This window comes from Paenibacillus sp. 23TSA30-6, assembly GCF_014858585.1.
GTDB lineage: Bacteria > Bacillota > Bacilli > Paenibacillales > Paenibacillaceae > Paenibacillus.
The window spans coordinates 29,044-44,260 of record NZ_SLTL01000038.1; the positions used below are offsets into that span (position 1 = coordinate 29,044).

12 protein-coding genes are annotated in these 15,217 nt (G+C 45.7%); 8 read left to right on the plus strand and 4 right to left on the minus strand.

The features are described from left to right. Window positions 1–1,596: 1,596 nt before the first annotated feature. Window positions 1,597–2,568: an acyltransferase family protein gene (locus E0698_RS23640; protein WP_192513095.1), complete on the minus strand. Its 972-nt coding sequence runs from the start codon at window positions 2,566–2,568 to the stop codon at window positions 1,597–1,599. Window positions 2,569–2,843: 275 nt separating this feature from the next. On the opposite strand from E0698_RS23640, the gene E0698_RS23645 reads away from it, so the two are divergent. Next, the gene (locus E0698_RS23645; protein WP_192513104.1) at window positions 2,844–3,803 is read left to right on the plus strand and encodes an IS30 family transposase; all 960 of its coding nucleotides are present in this window, start codon (window positions 2,844–2,846) and stop codon (window positions 3,801–3,803) included. 353 nt (window positions 3,804–4,156) lie between these two features. On the opposite strand, the gene E0698_RS27740 is transcribed toward E0698_RS23645, so the two are convergent. Genes E0698_RS27740 through E0698_RS27745 form a run of 3 tightly spaced genes read right to left on the minus strand, consistent with a single transcriptional unit; the run spans window position 4,157 to window position 4,707 of the window. Further along, window positions 4,157–4,246 (minus strand): hypothetical protein, encoded by a 90-nt coding sequence (locus E0698_RS27740; protein WP_443146922.1) that lies wholly within the window; start codon window positions 4,244–4,246, stop codon window positions 4,157–4,159. Window positions 4,247–4,291: 45 nt separating this feature from the next. Beyond that, window positions 4,292–4,435: a hypothetical protein gene (locus E0698_RS23655; protein ID WP_192513096.1), complete on the minus strand. Its 144-nt coding sequence runs from the start codon at window positions 4,433–4,435 to the stop codon at window positions 4,292–4,294. After that, window positions 4,432–4,707, minus strand: coding sequence for a transposase (locus E0698_RS27745; protein ID WP_192513106.1), 276 nt, complete (start codon window positions 4,705–4,707; stop codon window positions 4,432–4,434). The genes E0698_RS23655 and E0698_RS27745 overlap by 4 nt, the downstream gene beginning before the upstream one ends. Before the next feature lie 1,141 nt (window positions 4,708–5,848). Between E0698_RS27745 and E0698_RS27750 the strand changes: the two genes are divergently transcribed. The 7 genes from E0698_RS27750 to ligA all read left to right on the plus strand — a co-directional run bounded on the left by E0698_RS27750 (window position 5,849) and on the right by ligA (window position 14,768). Beyond that, on the plus strand, window positions 5,849–5,926 hold the full coding sequence (locus E0698_RS27750; RefSeq protein WP_354005523.1) for a putative holin-like toxin: 78 nt from the start codon (window positions 5,849–5,851) through the stop codon (window positions 5,924–5,926). A gap of 248 nt (window positions 5,927–6,174) precedes the next feature. Continuing rightward, window positions 6,175–7,083 carry a glycosyltransferase family 2 protein gene (locus E0698_RS23665; RefSeq protein WP_192513097.1) on the plus strand — a complete coding sequence of 303 codons (909 nt, stop codon included), beginning with the start codon at window positions 6,175–6,177 and terminating at the stop codon, window positions 7,081–7,083. Continuing rightward, window positions 7,080–8,480 carry an undecaprenyl-phosphate glucose phosphotransferase gene (locus tag E0698_RS23670; protein ID WP_134912270.1) on the plus strand — a complete coding sequence of 467 codons (1,401 nt, stop codon included), beginning with the start codon at window positions 7,080–7,082 and terminating at the stop codon, window positions 8,478–8,480. The genes E0698_RS23665 and E0698_RS23670 overlap by 4 nt, the downstream gene beginning before the upstream one ends. Window positions 8,481–8,587: 107 nt before the next feature. Next, a complete protein-coding gene (locus E0698_RS23675; RefSeq protein WP_192513098.1) occupies window positions 8,588–9,460 on the plus strand; it encodes a phosphatidylinositol-specific phospholipase C/glycerophosphodiester phosphodiesterase family protein in 873 nt (290 codons plus the stop codon). A gap of 128 nt (window positions 9,461–9,588) precedes the next feature. Then, a complete protein-coding gene (locus E0698_RS23680) occupies window positions 9,589–10,299 on the plus strand; it encodes a heptaprenylglyceryl phosphate synthase (RefSeq protein ID WP_192513107.1) in 711 nt (236 codons plus the stop codon). 41 nt (window positions 10,300–10,340) lie between these two features. Then, window positions 10,341–12,665, plus strand: a complete 2,325-nt coding sequence (gene pcrA, locus E0698_RS23685) for a DNA helicase PcrA (protein ID WP_192513099.1) — start codon at window positions 10,341–10,343, stop codon at window positions 12,663–12,665. 87 nt (window positions 12,666–12,752) lie between these two features. Further along, entirely contained in the window at window positions 12,753–14,768 is a 2,016-nt protein-coding gene (gene ligA, locus E0698_RS23690; protein WP_192513100.1) for an NAD-dependent DNA ligase LigA, read from the plus strand. Window positions 14,769–15,217 lie beyond the last annotated feature (449 nt).

Consider the following 15,217-nt stretch of genomic DNA (forward strand, 5'->3'; position numbering starts at 1 on the left):
TGATCATCGTGGGCCAGATGCTGTGTTCCGACTCGTTGGGGACGACTTTTATCATCCGAGACCTCTCGCTGACCCCAGCTTGGTACGGAATGCTAGACCACTTTTTCTTTCCTCCGCGTGGCCGCTGGAGTCCCTTCGGAAGACCTAGCTTCAGATTACCGGGCGCTTTCCCCTCCACTATGAGCAGGGCGAAGTGTAGTCAACGGTGAAAGGGTCAAACAGGCCAAGGAAGCCCGTTGTATGTTTGGGGTCAAGAAGTTGCATCAGGAATCGGAAAACTCTTCTAAGTCCAATTAACTCTTCGGGCATCAGTTTGGCGCGGCAGGCATTTTCATGGGAATCCCGTAGAAGTGGTTCTGTCTGCCCTTGTTCATGGAGATGCAGAATGGAGTGAAAACCCGTCTTTGGCTGGGAGAATCCATCGGAGGGGCGATCCTCTCACGTAGTACAGATAATTGATCAGGGATTCGCAGCTGGGAAGGCGATCTTCCTACTGGACGCTATTTTCTGTCGATTCCCGCACTCGAGTGGTTAAATTACTGGAACATGTCGGGAATGCCCCGATGCACATCGTCACGAAGGCCAAGCAGAGTGTGTTGGCCATTCAAACGAAAGTTTGCTATAACTAGAAGTCCCCAAAGAAATCCTGATGAATGGATAAAAAAGTTGAGAACATCGGTTTATAAAGTAGATAAATCCATGAAAAACAAGTTCCCTACACTAAACACAAAGGATGTATTAGAGAACGAAATCGACTAGTGAATTTAAAGCGAATTTAAAACTCACAGATTAGTTTTATGGGGAATTCACCCGTAATATGAAAAAAAGACGACTTCTCATCTAATAATTAGAAGAGCTTCGTCTTTTTTGAACGTTGCTAAAGATAATGATCGAAACTACAAGTTCTTCAGTGGTCTTGGAAAGGGGCGCTGTACTCAAGCTGAAGACTCTGTTCCACATTAATGGGGGCCGTGTTTCAATCAGCCATGGTGAAGATGTACGGTAAGGAAGAAACGTTGAACTGCTACTCCCTAGATCTCCTGTGGAGCAAGGGCTACACAAGGGGCTGCGTTTTGTTCTGCAGTACCAGGGGTAGTTGTCCATATCGTTGAGCATCGATATGACGCTTACAGCGGCGAACATCATCCGCTTATATGAGTAGCGTTTCAAGATCGAGTGCACCTTCCACGAAATGAAGTAGGCCATCGGCTGGTTCAGCTACCATATCTGGAGCAAATCCAAACCGAAATTGAACCGGTACTTGAGAAGGGAGAAGTCAAGTCCATCTGCTTGAGCGCGTCACGGATCAGAAAGACAAGAATGGTCAAGGCCATCGAGGAGTGCATTGCCATAAGTCTGTTGCAATTGGCCGCGGTATGCTATTCCCACCATGTCCGAGTCCGTTCTTCCGTTACTTGCGAACGCCGTCCAAAGCTATTGCATCCAAAGTCACAGTGATAGCTTACGCAAATCTATTTTTTCACCTTTTTACTTGTAATCCAAATATTCTCTCTAAGCAAAAAAATCCTGAATTGGAAAGTGATTCTCTTACTTTTAAGAATGGAGAAATTTTTAATTACAAGCAATAAATCGAAATTAGATATCCAATCTTCTTAGATTATTTTTAGAAATTTGCGCTCGCTTTTTTATGATGATTATCCCCCTAATGGCAAATTGCATGATAGAGTTTATAATCATCGGTAAGCCAATTCCAAGGAATACAAATAAAAAAATATTAGTGTATGCACCCAAACGATATAACTCCAGTGTAGTTATTAAGTGTAGGTACATAATGTTTAAACTTTCTTTACCAATTGGAACAAATATATCGCCAAGGGTGATTTTTTCAAGAACTTTTCCTATTCCAACAATCATCAGTATTCCGCTTAATGGAATAAGTAAATCAAATTTACCATTCAATACATGCTGTTTCATATCAAGCGCAAAAGAAATTGATTGTTGGCTAGCTAAATAGTAGAAAAACAAGAAGGATAATGCTCCCAGTGCGCAACAATACCAGTTAACAATCCATTTTATTTGATGTCCTAATGCATAAAATAGAATTGCATATAAACTAAGATCAATACTTCCAGGTAACTTCCATGAACTTGGTTGGAAATGAGCTACCGTAAACATAAATAGGATTAATAGCCACATATAACCATTGGGTAACTTTATTACAGCAGTATAGATCAATTGTGTAGCCCATAGGCAAGTAATAAACCATACTGGAGCATAAAATCCATCTATAAATCTGCCGCCTAAAAGGATATTTCGGAGTTCATCCCAAATATCCGTGGACATCGGCGTGAGCATATACCGATAGCATGTGATGCCTACAACAATAATACCATATGGGATAAGCAATCTTTTGGTAATGAGTTTAGCTTGCCGAATGTAACTTTCCTTAGGCTTAAATACATATCCGCTAAGAAAGAAAAATGCTGGCATATGAAACCAATAGATAACTGCATGCCAGTTTGAGTAATACTGTATGAACGCTGAATGCCCGAATACCACTAAAACAATTAAAATACTTCTTACAATATCAATCCATTTTTGTCTCATAGTTTCTCCCCCTGTATTCGAAAATATAGGATAAAGGGAAATTGGTCAACTATATTCAGTAAATATTACACCTTTCATTACCTTTAATTAGATAAATGTATTTTAATTTGATTTTCTAGGATGCGAGGGGAAATTGGAATCTCGATTACATGTCCAAAAAAACATTTGACGGATTGTAATATGAAGTGCGACACCCACTGGAAATAAATAAAAAAGGGCCCATGGCCGGATTCGTGTAGAATGAAGTCACCACAACAACCATTCACACAAGGAGAATCCACCAGAGCTACACACATCTTAGCATAATCGAGCGCAGCAAGCTAGAAATCCTCCACCAGCAAGGGATGAGTGCAAGATCCATTGCTAAGAAACTGGATAGGCACCCGGCAACCATTTGCCGTGAAATCCGTAGGCAGGCTTCGGTGTCATACCAGGCGGAACAGGCCCAGCACGCTTATGAAGAGCGCCGGAAAGCTTGTGTGTCCAAAGGCAAATGGAAAACGGAACAAGCAGTGATCATCGAAGCAAAGCTTCAGGCCAGTTGGTCTCCTGAGCAAATCGTAGAGCGGCTCCGGCAAGAAGGAGAACAGGTGGTGTGCTTTAAAACCATCTATCGCTGGCTTTATACCAGCCGCCTAATGAGAGGGGCCCTGAAGGTGCTCCGGCACAAAGGCAAGCGGCAGCAGCCTGCGGAAAAACGAGGAACGTTCTCCGTAGGCAAAACCATCTCCCAGCGTCCGAAAGAAGTCCGTTCTCGGGAGACGTTTGGACATTGGGAATTGGACACCGTGGTCTCAGGGCGTGGAATAAGCAAAGGCTGTGTAGCCACATTCGTGGAACGCAAGACGCGTCTTTACACCGCGATTCAGATGCCCAATCGCACAGGGCTATCCATAGAGATTGCCTTTGGCGTAGCTGCTTCCCAGTACCCTGCTGGAGTCTTCCAAACAGCCACCGCTGACCGTGGTGAAGAGTTTGCCTGCTATGCGAGTCTGGAGGCCACCCATGGGGTACAGGTCTATTTTGCCGATCCGTATTCCTCTTGGCAACGAGGCTCCAACGAAAACGCTAATGGCTTGCTGCGAGAGTTCTTCCCCAAAGGGACGGATTTCGCTCAAGTTACGGATGAAGTCCTAGAGAAAGCACTCTATCTCATCAATCACAGACCACGAAAATGTTTGGGGTGGAAAACGGCTCACGAATCCTTTTTAGAGGAGCTGTCGCACTTGGCTTGACAATCCGTTTCTTATAATAATGTTAGTATTTGCTTATCGTTTGTTATGTTACTATTTTTATAATCCGAATATTAACTCTATTGACTGGAAATACTGTTTCTTAACGGAATATAATCTTTTAGGGAGTATAGATAACTTTGCAATTGGCATGACGCTTGCAAATATCTTTACCTATAAAAAATATGGTGAAAATCACGTCTGTTGATTATCAAAATGAGTAATTTAATTAATAGAACCAGAGAGACGCTTGAGAAGAACATGCTGGGTCTGAATCAGCCATTCCACCGGTAGTTTTTATAGAAGAAATAGACGAGAAAACCGGGCAAAGGAAAGAATGGCATGTTTGGGCCACGTTATTTGAGCAGGACATAGACAATGAGAGCGCAGAATAGTTGCCCATAGACTGCATTTTCCGTCGTGCCAAATAACGTTGGAATATTCAAATGTTGCTTGATCCAACGGAAAAAGACTTCGATCTGCCACTGAGCTTAATACATCTGTGCGATTTGTTCTGCCGTGACCTGGATTAAATCCGTTACCACCCGAATTTCCCGACCTTCAAAATCTCGAAATATGACGACACGATGACGTTGCTTGGAACGATACTGCGATGTTCCTAGCTGGCAAGTCATATCTCGAAGGATCGTTGAATCCGATGGCTTGAGACGGATAATGTATGAGGTTTTTCCAAATGGACATTGTCACGAAGCCGAATGACAAAGGATTGCCCTTGGATTTTGAAGTCATCCAGACGCTCTAGTTTCCCATAAGCACGGTCCATCACCAAAATGTAGTCCGGTTGAGCTAATGCTTCACATACGGGGCCGTCATGCCTGAAACCCAGCGTTTCGATTACCTGAAGCGGGTGCCCATTTTCGGCCTGTAAAGCGACATGAAGTCTAATGCCTGAACGCTCTCAGTGATAAGGAGCCCAGGGTAGACGTGTTTTTCCCACCGTCATGGTCGTTGAGTCGATGAGGAGCAATTCTTTGGGAAACGAAAGTTTTCGGCGCGTTGCCCGGCTACATTGATAAACTACTCGATGAAAAAGCTCCTTAAATATAGCAAAAGGAACTTCGACGGCTTTGGTAGAAAAACAAGAATAATGAACCACAGGCAAGCCACTGCGAGCTGCATGATCCACCCCGGAACGATAACTGTCCCATTGTTCTAAGACGGCAACACACCAGTATTGAAGTAAATGGGTTACCGTGAATTTACGGCTTTGTCTTCGTAACCTGCTTCCTTGACAACGTTTTGCACTTCTTCCGGTGTCAGAATGGATTGAAGGATCCATGGGATCGTGATAGACTTATTCATGAAGTCGTCACCTTTCGGTTAAGTTTGTAGGGGTACAAACATTTTACCGAGTTGACGGCTTTTCTTCTATCATTTAGTGGTTAATCAACAGGCGTGAGTAAAGAAATAGAATAATTTTAAATACATGATGGCAACTTGTCTTCAAACTAAAACCATCAAACTATGATTTAAGCTAACATCCGTGCATGCCCAAGTTTTCAAACAGTGTAGTCTTTCGACGATCATGTTTAATTTTGTAAAGAAACATTCCACTCATGGGGCTCAGAGCTACTAGTCAAAATTGCACTGAGTCTTACCGAGATTTTTCGGTCGGATTGAAATTTTTATGAAGAGGATCTAAGACTGTGTATGTGTTCTATTTTTGATGCGTTACACCAGTGATTCCGGTCATTCTTCTTGCTTTTAGTATCTCGTATCGGATTGCAAAAATGACTTTGGCTGCTAGTAATACAAAAATGTAACGGTTAGCCCGTAATATATATTATCCTCACTCTACCTTTATTCAGGATTCTTTATATAGCTTAAGAGATACTCTAGGGTCTAATAGACAAACTATTAAAATTCACATAATAAATGCTCGTCTTAATTCTTAGAATAATCTACCAAAATCCATCGAATACATGTTCCTTTATGGAAAAATATAGTATAATCGAAGGGTGCAACCGATATTGGCTGACAAGGGCGGTCGGCTAACTCTCCCGAGGAGGGGGGTGAAGCCTGTGACAGTGTTTGAGGCGCTCAGTTTAATGCTGACGTTCGGGGCGTTAATCGTCACACTGTTAGAGTTTAACAAACGAAAATAGACCGCCCCCGCAAGGAAGGGTCTATTTTCGGCCTGATTGTTCCAAAACCGTCCGCTCTTGGAGCGTCGGTTGTGCAGGGGCTGGCTGGCACCAGCCCTTTTTCCATGTATATCTTACCACGATGATTTTTATACCTCAACTATGTAAGGTTACAAGTTATGTGCTTTTTTGCGCCCCGTGGTCTGCGCGGTATGCTATAATAGGCGGTAGTAGAATAGATTACTGAATTTGTCAGGAGTGTTTTAAATATGGATGTAAGCATACTGGTCGTCAACTATAATACATGCCGTTTGACGCTGGATTGTTTGCAATCGGTATATGCGTCAAAGACGCAGTATCAATATGAAGTGATTGTTATCGACAATCACTCCAATGATGGGTCTGTGGAAGCCATTCGTGCTGCATATCCGGAGATTACGTTGATTGCCAATGAGGATAACACAGGTTTTGCCAAGGCAAACAATCAGGGCATCGAGGTAGCGGGCGGGCGTTACGTATTGTTGCTGAATTCCGATACGCTGGTGCAACCGCACACGCTCGATACGATGATTCGGTTCATGGACACGCATCCGGAGATAGGGGCATCGGGCTGCAAGGTTATTTTGCCGGATGGTTCGCTGGATAAGGCCTGTAAGCGTGGGTTTCCAACGCCGTCTGCCTCCTTTTATTACGCCTTCGGCTGGTCGAGGCGTTACCCGAATAACCCCAAGTACAATCAATACCAGCTCGGGCACTTAAGCCCGGATGATGAGTATCCAGTGGATGTGCTGGTGGGTGCTTTTATGCTGGTGCGCCGGGAGACGATTGAGCAGGTCGGCGGCTTGGACGAAACCTTTTTCATGTATGGTGAGGACATTGACTGGTGTTACCGGATTAAGCAGGCGGGATGGGGCATTTACTACTATCCGCGCACATATATTATTCATATCAAAGGAGGCAGCGCTCGTCGTCGTCCTTTGAAAATTATTTACGAGTTTCATAGAGCCATGTGGGTATTTCACCGCAAGCATTATAAACAGCAGTACAGTTGGATCACGAACATGGCTGTATACGCGGGAATTACGGTGAAATTTGGAATGGCCTTTTTGAAAAATAAGCTCACTGCACCGGTCAAGCCGGACGGCGGCGAACAATCTCGTACCGAGGTGAAAGTATGATACGCAGAAATCAACGTTTTTTAACCCAATTGTATATTGTGGCGGATTTCGCGGTCATTCAGTTATCCTTCCTGATCGCTTGGTTCTTCAAATTCGAAAGTGAATGGATTACCTATCAAGAGCCGCTTCCTATTCAAGTCTATGGAGGTTGGAGCTTAATTTACGGTCTGATTGCCGTAGTGCTGGGGATGTTATTCTCTCTCTATTCACCCAAACGTAAAAAACGTTTTGCAGACGACGTATTTCGCGTCACCCAGATTCATATTGTTGGCCTGTTCGTGCTGTTGAGTGTCATGTTCTTCGTAAAGCAAATTGACATTTCGCGGTCCTATCTGGCGATCTATATGATTGGGAACGTACTGCTTATTTTATTCTATCGATATTTTTTGAAGCAGGTACTTAAAGCTCTCCGCCAAAAAGGCTACAACAAGCAGTTCATGCTCATTCTGGGGGCGGGTACTCTGGGCCAGCGTTTTTATCATAATCTTGGACAGTATCCTGATCTGGGATATGAAGTGGTGGGTTTTCTGGATGATAAGCGCCACTGGGATGAAGAGGAAGAAGAGCATTTCCGCCCAATCCTTGGAGGCTTGGATCAGTTAGAAGCTACGCTGTCGAGCATGATGATTGACGAGGTCATTTTGGCTCTTCCGCTGGATGCACATGATAAGTACCCCAAGATTATCAACATGTGTGAAAAGGCTGGGGTGCGCACGCTCATCATTCCCGACTTTTTTGATTACTTGCCGTCTCGACCGTATTTTGATAACTTTGCAGGCATGCCGATGATTAATGTACGGGATATTCCGCTGGATGTGGCGGGGAACCGATTGTTTAAACGTTTGTTCGATATTCTGTTCTCGCTGTTCGCTATTATTCTAACTTCTCCGGTTATGCTGGCAGTGGCGATTGGCGTGATGACGACATCGAGAGGGCCGGTAATTTTCAAACAGGAGCGGGTGGGTCTAAATCGGCGTACCTTCATGATGTACAAATTCCGCTCGATGAAGGTATTGCCACCAGGGACTGAGGATACAGGTTGGACGACGGCCAATGATCCCCGGCGTACTCGCTTTGGCACCTTTATTCGTAAAACGAGTCTCGACGAGCTGCCGCAATTTTTTAATGTGCTGCTAGGAGATATGAGCGTTGTCGGCCCTCGTCCGGAGCGCCCGTATTACGTGGACCAGTTCCGCGAGGAGATTCCAAAGTACATGGTGAAGCACCATGTTCGTCCTGGTATTACAGGCTGGGCACAGAGCAACGGATTGCGTGGTGACACGTCCATTGAGGAACGGATTAAGCATGATATCTTCTATATTGAGAATTGGTCGCTCTTATTCGATATTAAAATTATTTTCCGCACCATCCGCAACGGTTTCAAGAATGCGTATTAATTGAGAATTCACCCTTCGGTTCAGCCGGAGGGTGTTTTTGTGTCTGGAGGTTGTTTTAAGTGTGCGTATGCAGGGTATTGACCTGTACGAAAAGGATGTGACACCCTATGAAACGACTGATTGCTGCGGTAATTCTTTTAATGTTAATCGGCACATTTTTACTGGCTTACAAAGGGCCATCCACGGAGGAGCATACCGGTTTTACCACCCATCGTGTGATTTCGCATGCTATGGGAGCCGTTGACGGTTTAGCCTATACCAATGCGCGTGAAGCGTTTATGAATAATTATAAAAAAGGCAGCCGCGTATTCGAGGTCGACCTGATGTTTACTTCGGACGGGCATTTGGTGGCGCGCCATGAATGGACGGAGTCTTTTACAGAGCAAATGCAGCAGGAGCAGGCAGTTGGTAAAGAACAGGGCGGGAAGCCCTGGAGCTACGAACAATTCAAAAACACCCCCATTTACGGCTCCTATACCCCGGTAGACTGGAATGATGTATTGGATCTATTGGAGAAATACCCGGATGCCTATGTCGTGACCGATACAAAAGAACAGGACCCGGCCCAAATAAAACAGTTGTTTGCGCAACTGACCCGTCAGACACAGGAGAAAAATCCGGAACTTTTATCTCGCATCGTCCCGCAAATTTATGACGAGGAAATGCTGCGAACGCTGCGTAGCATTTATCCCTATACCTCCATTATTTATACGCTTTATGCGACAGAAGATACGGATGACCAAATCATCCGGTTTGTACAACAAAACGATATAACGGCAGTGACTTTGCCAGAAAACAGGGTTAGTGGTGCTTTAGTGGAAAGTTTGCGGCAGGCGGGGGCGGTGTGTTACGTAAATACAATTAACGATCTAAAAGATGCTGCTGATTACGAACAGATGGGTGTGCGCGGATTCTATACGGATGTTTTAACGGAAAAGGAACTCCAAAAACGCAGTTGGCTGTATGCGTTGCGGCCTTGAGATGTGTGAACGGAGTGTTCCCATCGAATACGAACATTGACACCTTTTGTGCACTGTCATAGACTTAGCATAGAACGCTTTTGGATATTGGAATCCGGTTAGACCGGATCGTGGCAAAAGCACAATGGATGCTGGAGGAATGTGTGTTGGCAGATTCGATTCAATCATGGAGGCATGTATTTAAGCTGGACCCTGACAAGGAACTGGACGATGAGGGACTGGATGCCATATGCATGTCTGGTACGGATGCCATTATGGTAGGAGGCTCATCGGGCATTACCTATGAAAATACGGTGGATTTGCTGTCGCGGGTTCGGCGTTATGAGGTGCCGTGTGTGCTTGAAGTGTCCGATCTGGAGGCTGTGGTGCCCGGGTTTGATCTGTATATGATTCCAATGGTGCTCAATACCACAGACAGTAATTGGATCGTAGGACAGCACCAGCGTGCGATTGAGCAGTTTGGTTATATGATCCCTTGGGATTTACTTGTGACGGAAGGATATATTGTTTTGAACGGTGATTCCACGGTGGCCAAGCTTACCGGAGCGGATGCATCACTCGATGCTTCATCTGCCGCTTCATATGCAGAGGTTGCTGACAAGCTCATGCATCTGCCGATTGTATATGTGGAGTATAGCGGTGCCTTTGGAGATATGGAACTGGTACAAAAAATACATCGCAGTACGGAGCGCGCCCGTGTCCTATATGGAGGGGGTATCGTGGATAAATCTACCGCGTTACAAGCGGCTGCCGTTTGTGACACCATTGTAGTAGGGAATATCATTTACCGTGACTTGGCGAAGGCGCTGGAGACGGTAGCTGTGAAGTTGGAAGTATAGAACGTGATTTTATGGAAGCTTGTAGAAAGGAGCATGCACGCATGCAATCAATAGATATACACGAGGCTGTAGCCCGCCTCAATCCGCCTCAGCGTCAGGCAGTGGAGGCGATAGACGGACCGTTGCTGATTATGGCTGGCGCAGGCAGTGGAAAGACCCGGGTGCTCACGCACCGGATTGCCTACCTCATCGCGACCCGCAAGACGGCTCCATGGGGCATTTTGGCAATTACCTTTACGAACAAGGCCGCGCGTGAAATGCAGGATCGCGTATCCAAGCTGATTGGCCCGCAGGGGAGAGATGTGTGGGTATCCACCTTTCACTCCATGTGTGTGCGTATTTTGCGTCGAGATATCGAGCGGATTGGATTTACCTCCAATTTCAGCATTCTCGATTCTACAGATCAGTTGTCTGTCATTCGGAGCTGCATGAAGGATCTGAACATAGACACCAAAAAGTTCGAACCCAAAGCGGTTCAGTCCATGATGAGCACAGCTAAAAATGAACTGGTCACTCCTGAAATGTATGAGCGCAAGATTGGCGACTATTTTGAGGGGATTGTGGCGAAGGTATATACCAAATACCAACAACGACTCAAAAACAACAACTCTCTGGATTTTGATGATTTGATCATGGCAACGATTCAACTATTTAAAGAAGTGCCTGAGGTACTGGATTTCTATCAGAAGAAATTCCAATACATTCATGTCGATGAATATCAGGATACGAACCGTGCGCAGTACATGCTGTGTAAAATGCTGGCTGACCAGCATCACCGAATTTGCGTAGTAGGTGACAGCGATCAGTCCATCTATCGTTGGCGCGGGGCGGATATCAGCAACATTTTGAACTTTGAAGAGGATTATCCGGAAGCGCGTACCATTTTACTGGAACAAAACTATCGGTCAACCTCGAATATTCTGAATGCTGCCAATGAAGTGATTGGTCAAAATACAGGTCGCAAGCCGAAGAAACTATGGACTGACAAAGAAGGCGGGGCCAAAATTAAAGTTTACCGGGCTGACTCCGAGCATGATGAGGGCTATTTTATCGCCTCCGAAATTCATAAAAATATCAATGCAGGCAAAACCTATAGCCATCATGCTATTTTGTACCGTACCAATGCCCAGTCGCGGGTGGTCGAGGAAATTTTGATCAAATCGGATATTCCGTACCAGATCGTTGGCGGCATCAAGTTCTATGATCGTAAAGAGATTAAGGACCTGCTGGCGTACCTTCGCCTGCTCTCCAATCCTGATGACGATATCAGCTTGATCCGAATCATTAATGTGCCAAAACGGAGTATTGGGGATACAACGGTCGGTAAATTGCAAGCAGCCGCAGCGGAGCGTGGAGTTTCTATTTTCCGAGTATTGCAGGTGGTAGACGATTTGGGCTTTGCCGGACGTACGCGCAATGCGCTTGTAGAGTTTTACGATATGATCGAAGGCCTAAGTCAGATGGTGGACTATCTCTCGGTCACCGAGTTAACGGAAAAAATGCTGGAAACCAGCCAGTATCGACTGGAGCTGCAAAACGAGAATACGCTCGAATCACGCTCACGTCTGGAGAATATTGATGAGTTCCTGTCAGTAACGATGGAATTTGAAAAAGGAGCGGAGGACAAGTCACTCGTCTCCTTCCTGACCGATCTTGCTCTTATCGCGGATATTGATTCCATGAATGACGATGAAGAGGAACAAAGCGATGCCGTTGTATTGATGACCATGCATAGCGCAAAAGGACTGGAGTTCCCAATCGTATTTATTGTCGGTATGGAGGAGGGGGTATTCCCTCACAGTCGGGCCTTTTTGGATAATGAAGAGCTTGAGGAAGAGCGTAGATTGGCGTATGTCGGGATTACCCGTGCAGAGGAGCAACTGTTTCTTACATGCGCACAGATGCGCACGCTGTTTGGCCGTACCACCGCTAATCCGCCTTCCCGCTTTCTTGAAGAGATTCCGGAAGAGCTCAAAGAGGATACAATTATCAAGCGTGACCGCTACCGCCGCTCAGGCAATGTAGGCGGCTCTTATGGCGGACGTGGACTGGGTAAAACCAACGGTAGTAACTTTGGCGGAGAACGTTCCTTTGATACGATGAGCCGCAGTGGTTCGTCCGCTTCCGCGTCGCCCCGCGTAACCGTTACAACATCTTCATCCGCGAAACCAACTCCGGCTGCTTCGGCAGGAGGCCCCTCCATTTTTGTTGCCGGAGACAAGGTGCAGCATGGCAAGTGGGGAATTGGAACCATTGTAGCTGTAAAAGGTACAGGCAATGATATGGAGCTTCAGATCGCTTTCCCGGCTCCAGTAGGGGTTAAACGCCTACTGGCTGGCTTTGCACCGATTACAAAAGTAGAATAAATCTCAAACATCATTAAATCTCGAATCTCACAGCGGCAGTTGGCTTAGGCTTCTGTCCTGATGAAGTTCCCGGAGGGATACGCCTGCATGAACCCAATGCACAGGATGGAGCAGCTTGTTGCTGAGCTGAACACATATAATTATCATTACTACACACTGGATGAGCCCAAGATCAGCGACAAAGAATATGATGTGCTTTATGACGAGCTGGTAGCGCTTGAACAGACGAGCGGTCTTGTGCTGCCGGATTCGCCGACACAGCGTGTGGGCGGGGAGTTACTCAAAGGCTTCACACCGCATCGCCACCTCGCCCCATTATGGAGCTTGGATAAAGCACAGAATATGGAGCAGCTTCGTGCCTGGAACGCACGTGTCGTGAAGCTGGTCAACGATTACAACACCAAGAACCCGGAGCAGCCTTTACCGCCTCCAGGATATGCGATAGAGCTTAAATTTGATGGACTGACGCTGAACCTGACTTATACCGACGGGAAGCTGGTACAGGCCTCTACACGCGGCAATGGCGTGGTGGGCGAGGGAATACTGGCACAGGTGAAAACCATTAAATCCGTGCCGCTTACGATTCCTTTTCAGGATGGGACCATTGAAGTACAGGGAGAAGGTATTATGAATCTGTCTGTGCTGGCGAAATATAATGAGACCGCTGTGGACCCTCTTAAAAATGCACGCAACGCCGCAGCAGGCGCTCTGCGTAATTTGAATCCCAAAACAACAGCAGAGCGACGATTGAATGCATTTTTCTACAATGTGGGGTACGCGGACCGCATCCAGTTTAGCAGCCACCAAGAGATGATGACGTTCCTGCGTGACAATCATTTTAAGGTGAATCCGTATTTGACTTACTTTGACGATTTTGATAATGCTATGGAACAACTGACTGATATCGAAGAGTCTCGTGCCGGACTGGATTATCTCATTGACGGGGCGGTACTTAAAATTACGGATATGCGCACACGTGAGGTTCTCGGCTATACCGATAAATTTCCGCGCTGGGCAGTGGCATATAAGTTCGAGGCGGAGGAAACGACCACGGTGCTTAACGCTGTTGAGTGGAATGTAGGTCGTACGGGTAAAATTACGCCACTGGCAAGGGTAGAACCGGTAGAGCTGGCGGGAGTCACCGTACAAAATTGTACACTAAACAATGCTGGGGATATCGAGCGGAAAAATCTGAAGTTCGCTTTGGGCGCTCGTGTGTTTATCCGCCGTTCGAATGATGTCATTCCGGAAATTTTGGGAAAAGTTACGTCTGAGGACGACGGAGAGGAAATTATCGTACCGGATCATTGTCCGGCCTGTGGATTCCCGTTGCAGCAGCGAGGGGCGCATTTATTCTGCGATAATAAGCTGGGGTGTAAGCCACAAATTGTGGCTCGTATTTCCCATTTTGCTTCACGTGATGCCATGGATATTGAAACCTTCAGCGACAAAACGGCAATCCAGTTGCATGACGAACTGGAAGTGCGCGAGCCTGCGGATCTGTATACACTTCAATTCGATGATCTTGTGAAGCTGGAGCGATTTGGTGAGAAAAAAGCCAATAACCTTCTGGCAGCGCTTGAGCAGAGTAAAGAGAGGGATTTGGCTTCATTCCTTTATTCCCTTGGTATACCGAATACCGGTAAAGCGACTACACGCATGTTGGCTGATCATTACCGTGATTTGCACAAGGTCATGTCCGCTACGGTAGAGGAATTAATAGAATTGCCAGATGTGGGCGGGATTGTAGCTGAAAGTATCGTTGCCTTCTTTGCTGATCCATTTACCCAAGCGGGGATTGAAAAGATGTTATCCCTAGGGGTGAAGGCTCAGGCTCCCGAAGCTCCTCAGGAGAAGAAGACAGACAGTTTTTTCAGCGGCAAAACGGTTGTGCTTACAGGTACCTTGCATCAGCTTACGCGTGATGAAGCTGCTTCTAAGCTGGAGGCACTCGGAGCCCATGTGACTGGGTCTGTATCCAAAAAGACGGATTTGGTCATAGCTGGTGAAAAGGCAGGAAGTAAGCTGGCCAAGGCCCAACAGCTCGGAATTGATACCATAGAAGATGAGAATGAGTTCATCAGACTGCTGGAGCAAGAATAATTAGATTGCAAGAGTACAGCCATTCCGTTCTATTACGGGGTGGCTGTTTTGTTATCTACTGTTTAAAGTAGGAGGTATTATAGCTGTGGAAAAAAAAATAAAAAATGCTTGCTAAATAACTTTAGGCATGTTACATTATTATACGTTGCTTTGAGAATAACATTTCTCGAAGCGGAGAATGCTGAAAAGAAAATCAAAAAAAAGATTTGACAAGAAAGCAACCGACATGATATGATATATTTCCTGGCTCGTTGAAGAAACGAGAACAGACAAGTTCTTTGAAAACTGAACAAATGGATGATGAAAATAAAGATCTCTTCTTTATATTAAAGAAGAATCGCTAGCATTAAAAATGAGCACATCGCTCTTTCAATATACCAACTTCGGTTGGTCTTTAATGGAGAGTTTGATCCTGGCTCAGGACGAACGCTGGCGGCGTGCCTAATACA

Excerpts from the sequence above, each read along its gene's own strand:
- E0698_RS23640 (WP_192513095.1), bottom strand. The coding sequence starts at position 2,568 with ATGAGACAAAAATGGATTGATATTGTAAGAAGTATTTTAATTGTTTTA.
- E0698_RS23655 (WP_192513096.1), bottom strand. The coding sequence starts at position 4,435 with ATGACTTGCCAGCTAGGAACATCGCAGTATCGTTCCAAGCAACGTCAT.
- E0698_RS23665 (WP_192513097.1), top strand. The coding sequence starts at position 6,175 with ATGGATGTAAGCATACTGGTCGTCAACTATAATACATGCCGTTTGACG.
- E0698_RS23670 (WP_134912270.1), top strand. The coding sequence starts at position 7,080 with ATGATACGCAGAAATCAACGTTTTTTAACCCAATTGTATATTGTGGCG.
- E0698_RS23675 (WP_192513098.1), top strand. The coding sequence starts at position 8,588 with ATGAAACGACTGATTGCTGCGGTAATTCTTTTAATGTTAATCGGCACA.
- E0698_RS23680 (WP_192513107.1), top strand. The coding sequence starts at position 9,589 with ATGCTGGAGGAATGTGTGTTGGCAGATTCGATTCAATCATGGAGGCAT.
- pcrA (WP_192513099.1), top strand. The coding sequence starts at position 10,341 with ATGCAATCAATAGATATACACGAGGCTGTAGCCCGCCTCAATCCGCCT.
- ligA (WP_192513100.1), top strand. The coding sequence starts at position 12,753 with ATGAACCCAATGCACAGGATGGAGCAGCTTGTTGCTGAGCTGAACACA.